This is a genomic window from Pseudomonas sp. B21-059 (assembly GCF_026016285.1).
Taxonomy (GTDB): domain Bacteria; phylum Pseudomonadota; class Gammaproteobacteria; order Pseudomonadales; family Pseudomonadaceae; genus Aquipseudomonas; species Aquipseudomonas danubii.
The window spans coordinates 4,560,260-4,575,921 of the sequence record NZ_CP087201.1; the positions used below are offsets into that span (position 1 = coordinate 4,560,260).

7 protein-coding genes are annotated in these 15,662 nt (G+C 66.2%); 3 read left to right on the top strand and 4 right to left on the bottom strand.

All coding sequences use genetic code 11. The features are described 5' to 3' along the window. Positions 1–62: 62 nt before the first annotated feature. Positions 63–977: a T6SS immunity protein Tli4 family protein gene (locus tag LOY69_RS20080; protein WP_170004043.1), complete on the top strand. Its 915-nt coding sequence runs from the start codon at positions 63–65 to the stop codon at positions 975–977. A 195-nt stretch (positions 978–1,172) separates the two neighbouring features. Here the strand turns inward: LOY69_RS20080 and LOY69_RS20085 are convergent, their stop codons facing one another. Further along, positions 1,173–1,559, bottom strand: a complete 387-nt coding sequence (locus tag LOY69_RS20085; protein ID WP_102880165.1) for a DUF6124 family protein — start codon at positions 1,557–1,559, stop codon at positions 1,173–1,175. Between the two features lie 1,194 nt (positions 1,560–2,753). Here LOY69_RS20085 and LOY69_RS20090 point away from each other — a divergent pair. Together LOY69_RS20090 and LOY69_RS20095 are read left to right on the top strand one after the other, a co-directional pair. Beyond that, positions 2,754–11,444, top strand: coding sequence for a glycoside hydrolase family 94 protein (locus LOY69_RS20090; protein WP_265073484.1), 8,691 nt, complete (start codon positions 2,754–2,756; stop codon positions 11,442–11,444). Between the two features lie 68 nt (positions 11,445–11,512). Further along, entirely contained in the window at positions 11,513–12,250 is a 738-nt protein-coding gene (locus LOY69_RS20095) for a Crp/Fnr family transcriptional regulator (protein ID WP_102880162.1), read from the top strand. 32 nt (positions 12,251–12,282) lie between these two features. Here LOY69_RS20095 and LOY69_RS20100 read toward each other — a convergent pair whose 3' ends face one another. The 3 genes from LOY69_RS20100 to LOY69_RS20110 form a co-directional block, all read right to left on the bottom strand. Then, on the bottom strand, positions 12,283–13,194 hold the full coding sequence (locus LOY69_RS20100) for a universal stress protein (RefSeq protein ID WP_102880161.1): 912 nt from the start codon (positions 13,192–13,194) through the stop codon (positions 12,283–12,285). A gap of 90 nt (positions 13,195–13,284) precedes the next feature. Next, on the bottom strand, positions 13,285–14,358 hold the full coding sequence (locus tag LOY69_RS20105) for an NAD(P)-dependent alcohol dehydrogenase (RefSeq protein ID WP_053152835.1): 1,074 nt from the start codon (positions 14,356–14,358) through the stop codon (positions 13,285–13,287). Between the two features lie 148 nt (positions 14,359–14,506). Next, positions 14,507–15,637: an MFS transporter gene (locus LOY69_RS20110; protein WP_265073485.1), complete on the bottom strand. Its 1,131-nt coding sequence runs from the start codon at positions 15,635–15,637 to the stop codon at positions 14,507–14,509. Positions 15,638–15,662 lie beyond the last annotated feature (25 nt).

Here is a 15,662-nt window from a genome sequence, read left to right on the forward strand (position 1 = left end):
GTCTAATCGCTATGACTAGCGTTATCAGTTGCACATCGATTTTTTCCTCTCGGAGCCCGGCCATGGACAAGAGTGGATGGATTACTCATTGCTACGGACGCTTTCTAATTGATTTACCGCCCCAGGCAGAGATCAATGCTGGCTACTACCTGTGGGGCGACAATATCAAAGCGCTCGACGATACCCCTGCCGCCCTAGCAATCAGAATCGATAAGCGTGAACAGACACTAAAAAGTGAACGCCACAGAAAGATACAAGAGAGCATGTTTTTAAGGCGGACTGAACATCAAAACGGTTCAATTAGCCTGTGGTCATGGGGCTCAACGGCTAGCAACTTGTCATATAAAGTTGACTCATACTTGGTGGCTCCACCGAGAGGCTCTGTTTATTACTATTCTGGGAAAGTTACATATGACAGAGAGAAAAGAGGATTAGAAATAGTTAATGATTTAGCCCGCAACCTACGCTCTCGTGCCCCCAACGAAATCCCCACCGAACCAGGATTCTGTATCGACCGTGCCTACATCGCGGGTGACAGCTTTCAAAGTGAAGGCTTCGGAATTGGCGTGACCTTCCCGGAACACCCGAGAACCTTTTTGGCATTCAGATCCAGCACTGGAGCCGAACGTGATCGGTTACTGGATCGAGTGAGTGGCTTTTTGATGGGCGCGCTGAAGATGGTTGCGGGCATCGAAACCCTGCGCAAAAGAGAGCGTGACGGTGCCATTCCCGCCGATGAGTACCTGCTGGCGGGCAGCGCAAAGGGGCAACGCACCTACACCTTCCTCTGGGAAGCACAGGGCAAGGACGAGTCGGTCTACGAGCCCCACCTCAAGGCGGAACTGAGCGTGGAGGAAGCTGACGTCGATGACGATGGCACCCCACCAGATCCGGCTTTCAAGTCCGATAAAGCAGCACTTGCGCTGTGGGATGCCATCATCGATTCAATTCGCCTGCGTCCGGTATCGACGCCTTAAAGCGATGGCAATGACCGGATGCTCAAGGCTGCAATACTGCAGAAGCAGCCTTGAGCAAAGACCCTGAAAGGGCTGGCCGTAGCGGCGAAATCCTAAGCCGGCGTTACCGCAGCAACGGGCATGTCTCCCCATCCTTGTCGCCACTTCGCCGACGGCCAGCATACTTTGATTTGAAGAAGACCGGGGACTCAGGCTTTACGAGCGCGGCTCGTCCGAGCATGAGCAGACACCTCGCGGGCTAGCGTCCAGCAACGCCTCCACCACCGCCCGGGCCATCTCCACGGAATGCACCATGGACCAGATCAGCCCGCGCTCGATGCCGCTGCCCTGCTGGGTGATTTCATCGCAGACCTCCTCGGCGCATTTGAGCAACAACGACACATGCACCAATGCCTCTTCAGCACTGACGCCTGGGCGCACGCTGAACAGCGAGTCGGCAGAAACAGGTTTGGCTTGGGTGTTGCGCTGGAACAGCGCGGGGTCCTGCGGTTGTCGAGCCAGAGCCACGCGCAAGGTGGCGTTGGCGGCCTTGAGTTCGGGATCGCGATAGGACGTGGGGGGATCGGGGACGAGCTTTTTCATGGTCTAACTCCTTGCAGATAAAAGGAGCCAACACCGTTCGCTTGCACACGAATAAGGTGGCAGCCGTACGCAGGTGTGCAAGACCGAGTCTGCAAGGACACCCGGCAGATCCGAAGATCTCCCACGCACGGCCGCCATAACGCAGCGGACATGAAAACGACCAATCAGTGCTGATCGTTTGTGCGCCTTTGCAGAGTTCGGACTTGCACATCCGAGCCATCGATTTGGCGATGGCTCCAGCACCCTAGCCCGCCCACCAGGCGCATTCAAGCGGCCGGCAGTTTCTCGGATTTGCCTTACAAAAGAAAGCGAATGGGCGTAGTTCCAAGCACCTTTCAGCACTCTCTGAAACAGCCAAAGATTTGTGGCGATAGCGTTTTCCCCCGGCGGGTTAGCTTGTCAGCAACCAGCCCGCTCACCGTCCCGCCGCCTTGTTTTCGTATCTGCGATGTACCTGATGCACCGCGCCAACTGGCCGGGCGATGCTCGCCCGTTCGCAGCCTTCGGCAGCTCCTACAAGGGAAGGTGCTCCCCCCCATTCCCGCTCCAGGCCGGCCGCAAGGCCGCCGTCTGGCTCTTGATCTTGATCTTGATCTGAACGCCCCGTTAACCACGATGGCCGAACGCAGGCATTGAGCCGTGGGTAACCCGGCAGGGATGCCGGGTTAGCCGCCACCCGGCCATGGATGGCCGGTGGCGGCGGCCCACGGATCAATGCCGGAGTGAGGGCATGCCGAGCCTAGGCGAGGCACCGAGTGGAGGGGCAGAGCGTTTTGCTTACTTTTGCGCTTTTCAAAAGTGAGTCGCTGTAAGAGCGAAACCATAAGTGGCCGTTACCGCAGCAACGGATATGTACACCGCCCACCGCTGTAAGAGCGAAACCGCCAGCAACCACACCCGCAGCAACGGACATGCCCACCAACAAGACCGCCCCCTCATGCTCCACGACCACCACGCCCCCAAACAGGAACACCCCCCCCTCACCACAACAAGCCCCCCACCCAACAGAAATGCCGATCGCCCGCCTATGTGCCCCAACGCACAGACACCCTCCCCCACGCCCGCCACCGTCAAGGTTGCAGCTTTTTGCCTGAAACGTTCGTCGCGACGGTGCATCGATTTGACCGCACGCCCCGCTCCCGGCCCTCCCTCGCACCCCGTGCCGAGGGACGGCTCTGTTATGCCAAGGAAAACATGGACAGTCATTGGACCCACACATTCCTGAGGTTCTGCCGTCTGCCCGCCGCCAGATACGGCCAATGGAAGGCCTCGCGCAACAGCGTCGAATACGAAGCGCCGCTGCGCTCGGAATTGTTCAGCAGTGAACAGATGGCCAGCCACGGCACCCTGCTGGCGCACCAGCACCGCCTGAGCCAAAGCCGCAACCCCGACTGGCTGCTGGCACGCCTGTCGGACAACGCCAGCGCCCTGGCCAGTTGCTGCAAAAGCCTGACCGCCGCCACCGGCAGCTCGCCCCGGGCCACCCCCGCCGCCGAATGGCTGCTGGACAACTACTACCTGCTGGAAGAACAGATCCGCATCACCCGCACTCACCTGCCCCGGGGCTACAGCCGGCAATTGCCGCGCCTGGCCAACGGCCAGTCGGCGGGCCTGCCACGGGTCTACGACATCGCCCTGGAAACCATTTCCCACGGCGACGGCCGGGTCGACAGCGAAAGCCTGGGGCGTTTCGTCGACAGCTACCAGAGCGTCACCCCGCTCAAGCTCGGCGAGCTGTGGGCGATTCCGATCATGCTGCGCCTGGCCTTGATCGAGAACCTGCGGCGCGTGGCCTTCCGGGTCATGGCCAACTGGAGCGAGCGCAATCTGGCCAACGACTGGGCCGACCGTCTGATGGAAACCGCCGAGCAGGACGCCAAGAGCGTGGTGCTGGCGGTGGCCGACATGGCGCGCTCGGCACCGCCCATGAGTGCCGCCTTCGTCGCTGAACTGGCGCGGCGTCTGCAGGGCCAGAACGCCGCCCTGGTGCTGCCCCTGGCCTGGATCGAGCAACTGCTGGGGGAAACCGGGCTGAACATCGAGCGCCTGGTGCAGCTCGACGCCCAACAGCAAGCCGCCGATCAGGTGTCCATCAGCAACAGCATTTCCAGCCTGCGCCTGCTCTCGGCCAGCAACTGGCGCGAGTTCGTCGAACTGATGAGCCGGGTCGAACAGGTGCTCCAGGACGACCCGGCCAAGGTCTACCGGCGCATGGATTTCGCCACCCGTGACCATTACCGGCATGTGCTCGAACGCCTGACCCGCCACTGCCCCCTGAGTGAAGACCAGGTGGCCCGCCAGTGCATCGAACTGGCCCGGGCCCACTACCGCGCCGAGGCCCCGGAAGCCGTGGCCGGCCATGTCGGGCATTACCTGATCGGCGCCGGACGCCGCACTCTGGAACAACAGATCGGCGCCCGAGTGCCCCTGGCCGAACGCGGCCGGCGCCTGCTGACCCAGGCGCCCCTGGGCTTTTTCCTGGGGCCGGTGATGCTGCTCTCGGCGCTGTTCGCCTGGCCGTTTCTCGATGCCCTGTATCAGGAAGCCAGCCCCGGCCATTACTGGCTGGCACTGTGGGCGGTGCCGGCGTTGCTGCTGGCCAGCCGCCTGGCCATCGGCCTGATCAACGGCCTGGTGACCCTGACCGTGGCCCCGGGCATTCTGCCGCGCCTGGACTACAGCGAAGGCATTGCGCCCCGGGCCCGGACCCTGGTGGCGGTGCCCTGCCTGTTCGGCAACGCGGTGGATGTCGAAGAGCTGGTGGAAGGCCTGGAAGTGCGCTTTCTGGCCAACCGCGATGCCCAGCTGTACTTCGCCCTGCTCAGCGACTTTCTCGACGCCCCCAGCGAAACCCAGGACGGCGACACCGCCCTGCTGGCGCTGGCCCGACAAGGCATTGAGGCGCTGAACCTGAAGTACCCCGAAGAGGCGGTGGATCGCTTCTACCTGCTGCACCGGCCACGGCTGTGGAACGCCGCCGAACATTGCTGGATGGGCCACGAGCGCAAACGCGGCAAGCTCGAAGACCTCAACGCCCTGCTGCGCGGCCGGGGCCAGGAACGCTTCTCGCTGATCGTCGGCGATATCCAGGCCCTGCCCGAGATCACCTACGTCATCACCCTGGACAGCGACACCCAACTGCCCCGGGACGTGGCCCAGCAATGCGTGGGCGCCATGGACCATCCGCTGAACCGGCCCCAGACCGATCCGCTCAGCGGGCGCATCGTCAGCGGCTACGGGATTCTCCAGCCGCGGGTCGGCATCAGCCTGTCGAGCACCGCGCGCAGCGCCTATTCCCGGCTGTTCGCCAGCGATGCCGGGATCGATCCCTATACCCGCGCGGTGTCGGACGTCTACCAGGACCTGTTCCAGGAAGGTTCCTTCGTCGGCAAGGGCATCTATGCCCTGGACACCTTCGAGCAGACCCTGGGCGGGCGCTTTGCCGACAACCGGATTCTCAGCCACGACCTGATCGAGGGCTGCTATGCCCGTTCCGGGCTGCTCAGTGATGTGCAGCTGTTCGAGGAATACCCGGCGCGCTACAGCGCCGACGTCAAGCGCCGCCAGCGCTGGATTCGCGGCGACTGGCAACTGCTGCCCTGGCTCCTACCCTGGTCGCCCAAGGCCGCCGGCGGCCTGGAAAGCAATCGCCTGAGCCCGCTGGCACGCTGGAAAATCCTCGACAACCTGCGTCGCAGCCTCGAACCCCTGGCCTTGCTGAGCATGCTGCTGTGGGGCTGGCTGGGCTCCACCCAGCCCCTGGCCTGGACCCTGGCGGTGCTGATTGTGCTGCTGGTGCTGCCCCTGTCCGCCGCCTTGCGCGAGCTGGTGCACAACACCCCGGAAGTGCCGTTGCTGCAACAACTGAGCGCCGCCCTGGGCAGCGCCGGCCAGCACCTGTCCCGGGCCCTGTTGCCCCTGGCCTGGCTGCCCTATGAGGTCGCCTACAGCCTGGACGCCATGGCCCGCGCGTTGTGGCGCATGGGCATCAGCAAAGCTCATCGCCTGCAGTGGCAACCGTCCCGGGAAGCCGAGCGCGGTCCGGATGACAACCTGCTGCAGCTGTACCGGCGGATGTGGATCGGCCCGTTGCTGGCCCTGCTGCTGACGGCGCTACTGTGGCCGCGGCCGCAACTGCTGATGGCCGCCCCCCTGCTCCTGGCCTGGCTGGCCGGCCCGGCCCTGGCCTGGTGGCTCAGCCGCCCGGCAAGCCAGGTGGCGTTCGAGCCTTCCAGCGGCCAACGGCGTTTCCTGCAGAGCCTGGCCCGCCGCACCTGGGGCTTTTTCGACCAGTACGTCGGCCCCGATGACAACTGGCTGGCTCCGGACAATCTGCAGGAACAGCCCCAGCAGCGCATCGCCCATCGCACCTCGCCGACCAACCTCGGGCTGGCCCTGCTGGCCCATCTGGCGGCCCACGACTTCGGCTACCTGAGCAGCCGCCGGCTGATGCAACGCCTGGAGCAGATGCTGGCCAGCATGGGCCGGCTGGAACGCTATCGCGGGCACTTCTACAACTGGTACGACACCCAGAGCCTGCAACCCTTGCCGCCGCGCTATGTGTCCACCGTGGACAGCGGCAATCTGGTGGGCATGCTGCTGACCCTGCGCCCCGGCCTGCAGGCCCTGGTGGACAGTCCTCCGGCGCTGCTGCAGATCGCCAACGGCCTGCTGGACAGCCTCGATGTGTTCCAAGACGCCCTCACGGCGGCCGGCCAGGACACCGCCCCAGTGCTGCGCTGGCGCCTGGAAACCCGCGCCGTGCATGAGCACCTGAGCCTGCATGCCGATGTGGCTCCGGATGCCTTGCTGGGGCTGCTGCAACGGATTGCCGACAGCGTCGAGCAGGCGCAGACCGGCACAACGGACGATGTGGACTTCTGGCGCCAGGCACTGGCCGCGCAATGCCGTGACCTGCATGACGAACTGCAATGGCGCTGCCTGCCGCCCATGGCCGATGGCCGCCGCTTCGGCACCCTGAGCTGGCGCCAGTTGGCCCAGTTGGACGCCGGGTATTGGTTGCCGATGCACCACGAGCGGATCGCCGCCGTGCAGGAGCTGGCCCTGGAGCGCATCAGTTGCCTCAGTCGATTGCTGGAAGCGGTAGCCAGCATGGCGCAGATGGACTTCGGCTTTCTCTACGACACCCGTCGTCACTTGCTGGTGATCGGCTACAACGCCGATGAGCACCGCCTGGATGCCGGTTACTACGACCTCTTGGCCTCGGAAGTGCGCCTGACCCACTTTGTCGCCATCGCCCAGGGACAGTTGCCCCAGGAAAGCTGGTTCGCCCTGGGCCGCCTGCTCACCAGCAGCGCCGGCACCCCGGTGCTGCTGTCCTGGACCGGCTCGATGTTCGAGTACCTGATGCCGATGCTGGTGATGCCCAGCTACCAGGGCACCCTGCTGGACCAGACCTGCCGCGCCGCGGTGGCCCTGCAGATCGAGCACGGCCAGCAACTGGGCCTGCCTTGGGGCGTGTCCGAGTCGGGCTACAACACCCTCGACAGTCAGTTCAACTACCAGTACCGGGCGTTCGGCGTACCGGGCCTGGGGCTCAAGCGTGGCCTCGGCGCGGAACGGGTGGTGGCGCCCTACGCCAGTGTCCTGGCGCTGATGGTGGCGCCCCAGGCCGCCTGCCAGAACCTGCAGCGCCTGGCACAGCTGGGGCTGGGTGGACGCTTCGGCCTCTATGAAGCCGTGGACTACACCGAGTCGCGCCTGCCCCGGGGCCAGGACCATGCCGTGGTGCGGTCGTTCATGGCTCACCACCAGGGTATGAGCCTGCTGGCCCTGGCCTGGTTGCTGCTGGATCAACCCATGCAACGGCGCTTCGAATCCGATCCGCAGTTCCAGGCCATCGCCCTGCTACTGCAGGAACGGGTGCCGAAAACCGCCGCCCAGTACCTGCACGCCGCCGGTGCTCCGGAAGCCGACGAAGCGGCCCGGGCCCATGAAAACAAACTGCGGGTATTCGCCGACCCGGACCGCAAGCGCCCGGCCGTGCAACTGCTGTCCAACGGTCACTACCACCTGATGCTCAGCAGTGCCGGTGGTGGCTACAGCCGCTGCAACGAACTGGCAGTGACCCGCTGGCACGAAGACCCGACCCGCGATCACTGGGGGCAGTTCTGCTACCTGCGGGACGTGGCCAGCGGCGACTTCTGGTCCGCGGCCTACCAGCCAACCCGCCACCGCCCAGAGCATTTCGAGGCGATCTTCACCGATGCCCGGGCCGAATTCCGCGTGCGTGAACGGGACTTCGACAGCCACCTGGAAATCGTCGTGTCCCCCGAGGACCCCATCGAACTGCGCCGCCTGCACCTGTGCAACCGGGCCCGGGGGCGCCGCAGCATCGAGCTCACCAGCTACGCCGAGGTGGTCCTGGCCCCGGCCCAGAGCGATGCGGCCCACCCGGCCTTCAGCAACCTGTTCATCGAAACCGAACTGCTGCCCAGCCTGCAGGCCATCGTCTGCAGCCGCCGGCCACGGGCCCAGGAGCAGCCAGTGCCGTGGCTGTGCCACCTGCTGGCGGCCCACGGCGTGGACATCGACGCCATCTCCTATGAAACCGACCGCGCACGCTTTATCGGCCGCGGCCGGGATCTGGCCGCGCCCCAGGCCCTGGACCCGCAGGTCGAACGACTCTCGGGGACCGACGGACCGGTGCTCGACCCGATCGTGGCGATCCGCTGCCGGATCACCCTCGACCCCGGCCAGAGCGCCACCATCGACCTGGTGACCGGGGTCGCCGAGAGCCGCGAACACTGCCTGCAACTGATCCACAAATACCGTGACCGGCACCTGGCGGACCGGGTCTTCGACCTGGCCTGGACCCACAGCCAGGTGCTGTTGCGCCAGCTCAACGCCTCGCTGGCCGAAGCCCGGCTGTTCCAACAGATGGCCGCCTCGCTGCTCTACGCCAACGCCAGCCTGCGGGCCGACAGCAGCCTGCTGCTGGCCAACCGCCGCAGCCAGTCCGGGCTCTGGGGCCAGGGCATTTCCGGCGACCTGCCGATCGTCCTTTTGCAAGTGGGTGACCTGGCCAACATCACCCTGGTGCAGCAACTGATCAAGGCCCACGCCTACTGGCGACAGAAAGGCCTGGCGGTGGACCTGGTGATCTGGAACGAGGATCAGGTCGGCTACCGCCAGCAGCTCCAGGACCTGATCATGGGCCTGGTGACCTCCGGCAGCGAAGCCAGCCTGATCGACCGTCCCGGGGGCATCTTCGTGCGTCCGGCCCAGCAACTGTCGGGCGAAGACCGCGTGCTGATGCTGGCGGTGGCGCGCCTGGTGATCAGCGACAGCCGCGGCAGCCTCGCCGAGCAGGTCCACCGGCGCCGCGCCGATCCGTCGCTGCCGCGCCTGGAAGCGCCCCTGGTGCGCCTGCCACAAACGGCCAGCAGTGCCCCGCCCGCCCCGCTGCCGGAACTGATCCTGGAAACGCCCTACGGCGGCTTCAGCAGCGACGGCCGCGAATACCTGATCACCCTCAACCCCGGGCAACCGACCCCGGCGCCCTGGGCCAACGTGCTCGCCAACCCGCTGTTCGGCACGGTGATCTCGGAAAGCGGCGGCGCCTACAGCTGGCGCGAAAACGCCCACGAGTACCGCCTCAGCCCCTGGCACGACGACCCGGTCAGCGACCCCAGCGGCGAAGCCCTGTACCTGCGTGACGAAGACAGCGGCCAGGTCTGGTCGCCCACTCCCCAGCCCTGCCCCGGCAACGGCAGCTATCGCACCCGCCATGGCTTCGGCTACAGCGTGTTCGAGCATGAGGAGAACGGCATTCACAGCGAGCTGACGATCTATGTGGCGCTGCAGGCGCCGATCAAGTTCTCGCGGTTGAAGATCCGCAACCGCAGCGGCCGGCCACGGCGCCTCACAGTGACCTGCTACGTGGAATGGGTGCTGGGGGAATTGCGCGGCCGCTCGGCCATGCATGTGGTCACTGAAAGCGATCCGGTCAGTGGCGCGCTGTTCGCCCGCAACCCCTACAACATGGAGTTTTCCGGGCATGTGGCGTTTCTCGACACCGACTCGGCGGTGCGCAGTTTCACCGGCGACCGCAGCGAGTTCATTGGCCGCAACGGCAGCCTCGCGGCGCCGGCCGCGTTGACTCGGGGGCGTCTGTCCGGGCGTTCCGGCGCCGGTTTCGATCCGTGCGCGGCGATGCAGGTGGCGCTGGAGCTGGCGGACGGCCAGAGCCAGGAAGTGCTGTTCCGCCTGGGGGCCGAGGTGGATGCCAAGGCCGCAACCCGGCGGGTCCTGCAGTACCGCGGCACGCAGATGGCGCAGAGCGAACTGGCCGCCGTGCACCAGCACTGGCAGGACAGCCTGGGCACACTGCAAGTGCATACCCCGGACCCGGCCGTCGATGTCATGGCCAACGGCTGGCTGATGTACCAGACCATCGCCTGCCGCTTCTGGGCTCGCAGCGGTTTCTACCAGTCCGGTGGCGCCATCGGTTTTCGCGACCAGTTGCAGGACAGCATGGCAATGATCCACGCCGAGCCGACCCTGGCCCGCGAGCACCTGCTGCTCTGCGCCGCCCACCAGTACCCCGAGGGCGACGTCCAGCACTGGTGGCACCCGCCACAGAATCGCGGGGTGCGCACCGGCTGCTCCGATGACTTCCTCTGGCTGCCCCTGGCCACCAGCCGCTACGTGCAGATCACCGGCGACCGCAGTGTGCTGGAGGTTGAAGTGGGTTACCTGGAAGGTCGCCAGCTCAACCCCGGGGAAGAGTCCTACTACGACCTGCCCCAGGCCAGCGGACTGCGGGAGAGCCTCTACCGCCACTGCCAACGGGCCATCGAGCACGGCAGCCGGCGCGGCGTCCACGGTTTGCCGCTGATGGGCACCGGGGACTGGAATGACGGCATGAACCGGGTCGGCGAGCGGGGCCTGGGGGAAAGCGTGTGGCTGGGGTTCTTCAGCCACGAGGTGCTGCAGCGGTTCGCCGTCACCGCCGAACAGCACGACGACCCGGCCTTCGCCCGGACCTGTCGCGAGCAGGCCCTGGCCTTGCGCGCCGCCCTCGACAGCCAGGCCTGGGACGGACAGTGGTATCGCCGGGCCTGGTTCGACGACGGCCAGATCCTGGGCTCCGCCGACAACCAGGAATGCCGCATCGACTCCATCGCCCAGAGCTGGTCGGTGCTCTCCGCTGCCGCCAGTGACGTCCGCCAGCATCAGGCCATGGAGTCCCTGGACCGGCATCTGGTGCGCCGCGACAGCGGCGTGGTGCTGCTGCTGGACCCGCCGTTCGCCCACAGTCCCCTGGACCCGGGCTACATCAAGGGCTATGTGCCCGGGGTGCGGGAGAACGGCGGCCAATACACCCACGCGGCGATCTGGGCCAGCATGGCCTTCGCCCGCCTGGGGGACAGCGCCCGGGCCTGGGAGCTGCTGCACATGATCAACCCGGTGAGCCGACGCAGCGCCGAGCAGGTGGCCACCTACCGGGTCGAACCTTATGTGATGGCCGCCGACGTCTATGGCGTGGCGCCCCACACCGGACGCGGCGGCTGGAGCTGGTACACCGGCTCGGCGGGCTGGATGTACCGACTGATCGTCGAGTCGTTGCTGGGGCTGCGCCGCGAAGGCGAGCAGCTGTACATCGAACCGGTGATCCCGGCCCACTGGCCGGGCTACAGCCTGGACTACCGGTTTGGCGCGACGGTCTACCACATCGAGGTGCAGCAGACTCCAGGCGCCAACCTCAGCCTGAGCCTGGACGGCCGCCCCCTGCCGGGGCTGGCCATCCCGCTGCTGGACGACGGCACCACGCGCCGGGTGTTGCTCACTTGGCCCGTCAGTGTCCCACCGCCGCAGACCGGGCATTCCCCGACAGCGGCCATCACCGAGTCGGCGCCATGACAGACACCGGGCAACGCCCTGGACTACCCTGAGTGAGCGCTGACGCCTTGCCATCCGGTGGTTCTGAGATGTTCGACAACCTTGGGCTCGGGCCCAATCACTTGCTCAACGCACTGCCGGCCGAGGTGCAGGAGCGCCTGCTACCCCACCTCAAGCCGGTGCCCCTGGCCCTGGGCCAGGTGCTCTACGAGTCCGGGGATATCCCGCGCCACGTGTATTTCCCCACGGACGCGGTGGTGTCGCTGCTGTACCTGATGGAGAACGGCGCCTCGGCGGAAATCGCCGTGGTGGGCAACGAAGGGCTGGTGGGCGTGTCCCTGGTCATGGGCGGCGAGAGCACCACCAGCCGGGCCATCGTGCAGAGCGCCGGGCATGCCTTGCGCCTGCCCGGGCAGCGTCTCAAGGACGAGTTCAACCGCCACGGCGAGATGCTCCTGCTGATGCTGCGCTACACCCAGTCGCTGATCACCCAGATGGCCCAGACCGCGGTGTGCAACCGGCACCACTCCATCGACCAGCAACTGTGCCGCTGGCTGCTGCTGTCCCTGGACCGCCTGCCGGGCAACCAGTTGGTGATGACCCAGGAGTTGATCGCCAACATGCTCGGGGTGCGCCGTGAAGGGGTCACCGAGGCCGCCGGCAAACTGCAGCGCCAGGGCATCATCGAGTACAGCCGGGGGCGCATCAACGTCCTCGACCGGCCGCGCCTGGAACAGCACAGCTGCGAGTGCTACGCGGTGGTGCGCAAGGAGACCGCGCGGCTGCTGCCGTACCTGCCGGGCAGCCAGCGCGACGAGCCGGGCTGAGGCTCGCCGCTGGCGGGGTCAGAGCGGGGATTTCAGTTCGGGCTCAGCGCCTTCACCGCCAGGATGCTACCCGGCATCGAATACAGGGCACGCTCGGTTGTGCTGCCGATCAGCCGGCCAAAGCCGGTGCGGTGCACGGTGCCCATGACCACCACGTCCACCAGGTACTCGTCGACGAACTGAGCAATGCCTGGCACCGGCGGGCCCATGATGAAGTGGCGAAATTCCTGGGGCACGTTGTGTTCATCGCCCAGGCGCTCGAATTCCTTGTGCAGGGAGTCGCGCAACTCGTCCAGGCAGTTGACGCTCCAGGCGGTGGACGCCACCGGGGCGACGCCATCGAGCATCGGCATCAGGTCGTAGGCATACAGCAGGTGCAATTGCGCATCGCATTGCAGGGCCAGGGCGTTGGCGGTCTGGATGATCAGGCCGTTGAGGCCGCTGATCTGGGTGTCGGACTGGGCCGGGTCGACGGCGGCGACGATGCGCCGGGGCAGTTTGTGCGGAGCGTCGTTGACCAGATGCACCGGCACCGGGGCTTCACGCAGCAGGTGGCAATCCAGGGGGGTGACGAAAACCCGCTTGAGGGCCGATTCCAGGGTCACGTCCTTGATCAGCAGGTCAGGCTGGAATTCGTTGATGTAGGCCAGCATGTCCTTGAGCACCTGGGTGCTCCAGATCACCTGGGTGGTGACTTCCACGCCCTGCTCGCGCATCCATTCGGCTTCCACCTGCAGCCAGCGCTCATGGCGTTGCAGGTAGGCCTGGCGTTCACTCTCCTCCAGGTGCTCTTCCCACAGGTAGGTACGCGCCGGTGGTTCGACGAACACCAGGGCATGCAAGGCCGCTCCGCTGGCCTTGGCCAGGGCGGCAGCGCGGCGCGCCGCGGGAGACTGATGCTGTTGGGGATCGGCAATCAGCAACAGACGCTGGTACTGGCTCATGGTTGACCTCCTTGGACGTTGATGGGCCTGAGTGTCGAGGCAGACGGCCCCGGGCGCCTTGATATGCATCAAGGCCACCCGGTGCTCGGATCATGGTGTGATGGCGATCTTCATTACGCCGTCGCGCTGGCTGGCGAACAGTTCGTAGGCGGCTTCGATGTCATCCAGCTTGAAGCGGTGGGTAACCAGGGGCTTGAGGTCCACCTGGCCACTGGCGACCACCTCCATCAAGCGGCGCATGCGCTCCTTGCCGCCGGGGCACAGGGTACTGAGGATGCTCAGGTCGCCGAGGCCGGCGGCGTAGGCGTCCAGCGGGATGCGCAGGTCGGAGGAATAGACCCCCAGGCTCGATAGCTTGCCGCCCGGGCGCAGCACCCGCAGCGCCGATTCGAAAGTGCCCTGGGTGCCCAGGGCCTCGATGGACACATCGACCCCGCGGCCGTCGGTGAGGTCCATGATCTGCTTCACCACATCGCCCTGCTTGAAGTCCACCACATGGGTCGCTCCCAACCCGCGCGCCACGCTCATGCGCGCGGCCACGGTGTCGACGCCGATGATGGTGGTGGCGCCCTTGAGCCGGGCCCCGGCCACCGCGCACAGGCCGATGGGCCCCAGGGCAAACACCGCCACGCTGTCGCCGATGTTGACTTCGGCGCGCTCGGCGCCGGAGAAGCCGGTGGACATGATGTCCGGGCACATCAGTACTTCTTCGTCACTCAGACCGTCGGGAATCGGGCACAGGTTGGCCAGGGCGTCCGGCACTCGCACGTACTCGGCCTGGCAGCCGTCGATGGTGTTGCCGAACTTCCAGCCGCCCGTGGCGCGAAAGCCATGGCGGGTGTCGGGCCCATCCTGGGAGCCGCAGCCACAGAGGCAGGCGTAGCTCTGGCCGCTGGGGGTGATGGCCCCGGCGATCACCCGCTGGCCCTCATGGAAACCGCGGACCTGGGAGCCCAGGCGCTCGATCACGCCCACCGGTTCATGGCCGATGGTCAGGCCCTTGGCCACCGGGTATTCGCCGCGCAGGATGTGCACGTCGGTGCCGCAGATCGTCGTGGTGGTGATGCGCACCAGGGCGTCCAGCGGACCGATTTCGGGGATGTCCTTGTCTTCCAGGACGATGCGGTTCTTTTCCACGAATACCGCGGCTTTCATCTTGGCCATGTTGCCGATCTCCATTTCCGGGAAGGGGCTGCGCCGTTGCACAGATCTGCCGACAGGCTGCGCGGATGCGCCGGGCAACGGCTTGATCATGGTCAAACAATGGACCCTTCAGGGACGGTGCGGCGACCGCGTGTCGCAAACCCGGCTTTCATGTGCGGTGGCGCGCACCCAGGCACAGCAACAGGGCCGCCGCGCCGCACAGGCAAAGGCTCGGGCCCAGGGCCTGCCCCCAACCCACCAGCAGCAGGCCGGCGCCGATCAGCAGGTAATAGAACAAGCCGAACCAGGCCCCGGCGCTGCCCAACCGGTCGCTGTAGGCCGCCAGGGCCGAGCCGAGAATGTTCGGGATCGCCAGGCCAAAGCCCAGCACCACCCCGAGCATCGGCAGCACCAGCCACAGGCTGTGCTGCAAGGCCAGGACCCCGCCGCCCCCGGCCAACACCGCCAGGGCTGCCAACATCAGTAGCCGCTCGCTGTGCCAGCCCCGGCCCAACAGCCGGCGATTGAGCCAGGCGCCCAGGCCGGACCCCAGGGCCAGCAACGCACCGCTGTAACCGAACCATTGCGCGCCCTGCCCCAGGCTACGGAACACAAAGGGCCCGAGGCTGTAATAGCTGAGCAAGGCCAGGTTGAACACCGCCACCAGCAGCGCCGAGCGCCAGATCGCGGGGTCCCGCAGCATCTGCCACAAGGTGCCGGCCAAAGGCGCCAGAGGCTGCGCAGGCGGACGGGTTTCCGGCAAGGCCCGGGCGCACCAGCAGAACAACGCCAGGGCCAGCAACAGCAACCCCGTCAGTGCGCCCTGATAGCCAAAAGCGCGGCTCAGGGCCGCTCCCGCGAACAGGCCGATAGCGGGACTGGCCGCCAGCACCATGCCCATCAGCGAGAACACCCGGATCAGTTCGCGGCCCTGGAACAGGTCCCGCAGCAGGGTCTGGGTCACCACCGAACCGGCAGCCACGCCCAGGGCAGCCAGGCCCTGGCACAGCAACAGCTGGGCAAAGCTGCGGGCCTGCAACTCCAGGACCAGCGCCAGGGCATACAGCGCCAGCCCGCCAAGCAAGGCCGGGCGCCGCCCCCAGCGATCGCTCAGGCGTCCCCAGAGCACCACCCCCGGCGCGAACCCCAGGATAAACACCGACAGGCTCTGGGCCGCCTGCTGCGCCGGGACGCCAAAGGCCCGGCCGATATCGGTCAGGGCCGGGCTGAAGAGGGTTTGGGCGATCTGCGGGAACATCAGCAGGGCCATGGCCAGGGGCAACAGGGAACGGGGATTCATCAGGTGGGTGCTCGGCAAAAAAACA

What these genes read in the sequence shown, in the direction of transcription:
- LOY69_RS20090 (WP_265073484.1), top strand. Translation starts at nt 2,754, where the DNA reads ATGGACAGTCATTGGACCCACACATTCCTGAGGTTCTGCCGTCTGCCC.
- LOY69_RS20095 (WP_102880162.1), top strand. Translation starts at nt 11,513, where the DNA reads ATGTTCGACAACCTTGGGCTCGGGCCCAATCACTTGCTCAACGCACTG.
- LOY69_RS20100 (WP_102880161.1), bottom strand. Translation starts at nt 13,194, where the DNA reads ATGAGCCAGTACCAGCGTCTGTTGCTGATTGCCGATCCCCAACAGCAT.
- LOY69_RS20110 (WP_265073485.1), bottom strand. Translation starts at nt 15,637, where the DNA reads ATGAATCCCCGTTCCCTGTTGCCCCTGGCCATGGCCCTGCTGATGTTC.
- LOY69_RS20105 (WP_053152835.1), bottom strand. Translation starts at nt 14,358, where the DNA reads ATGGCCAAGATGAAAGCCGCGGTATTCGTGGAAAAGAACCGCATCGTC.
- LOY69_RS20085 (WP_102880165.1), bottom strand. Translation starts at nt 1,559, where the DNA reads ATGAAAAAGCTCGTCCCCGATCCCCCCACGTCCTATCGCGATCCCGAA.
- LOY69_RS20080 (WP_170004043.1), top strand. Translation starts at nt 63, where the DNA reads ATGGACAAGAGTGGATGGATTACTCATTGCTACGGACGCTTTCTAATT.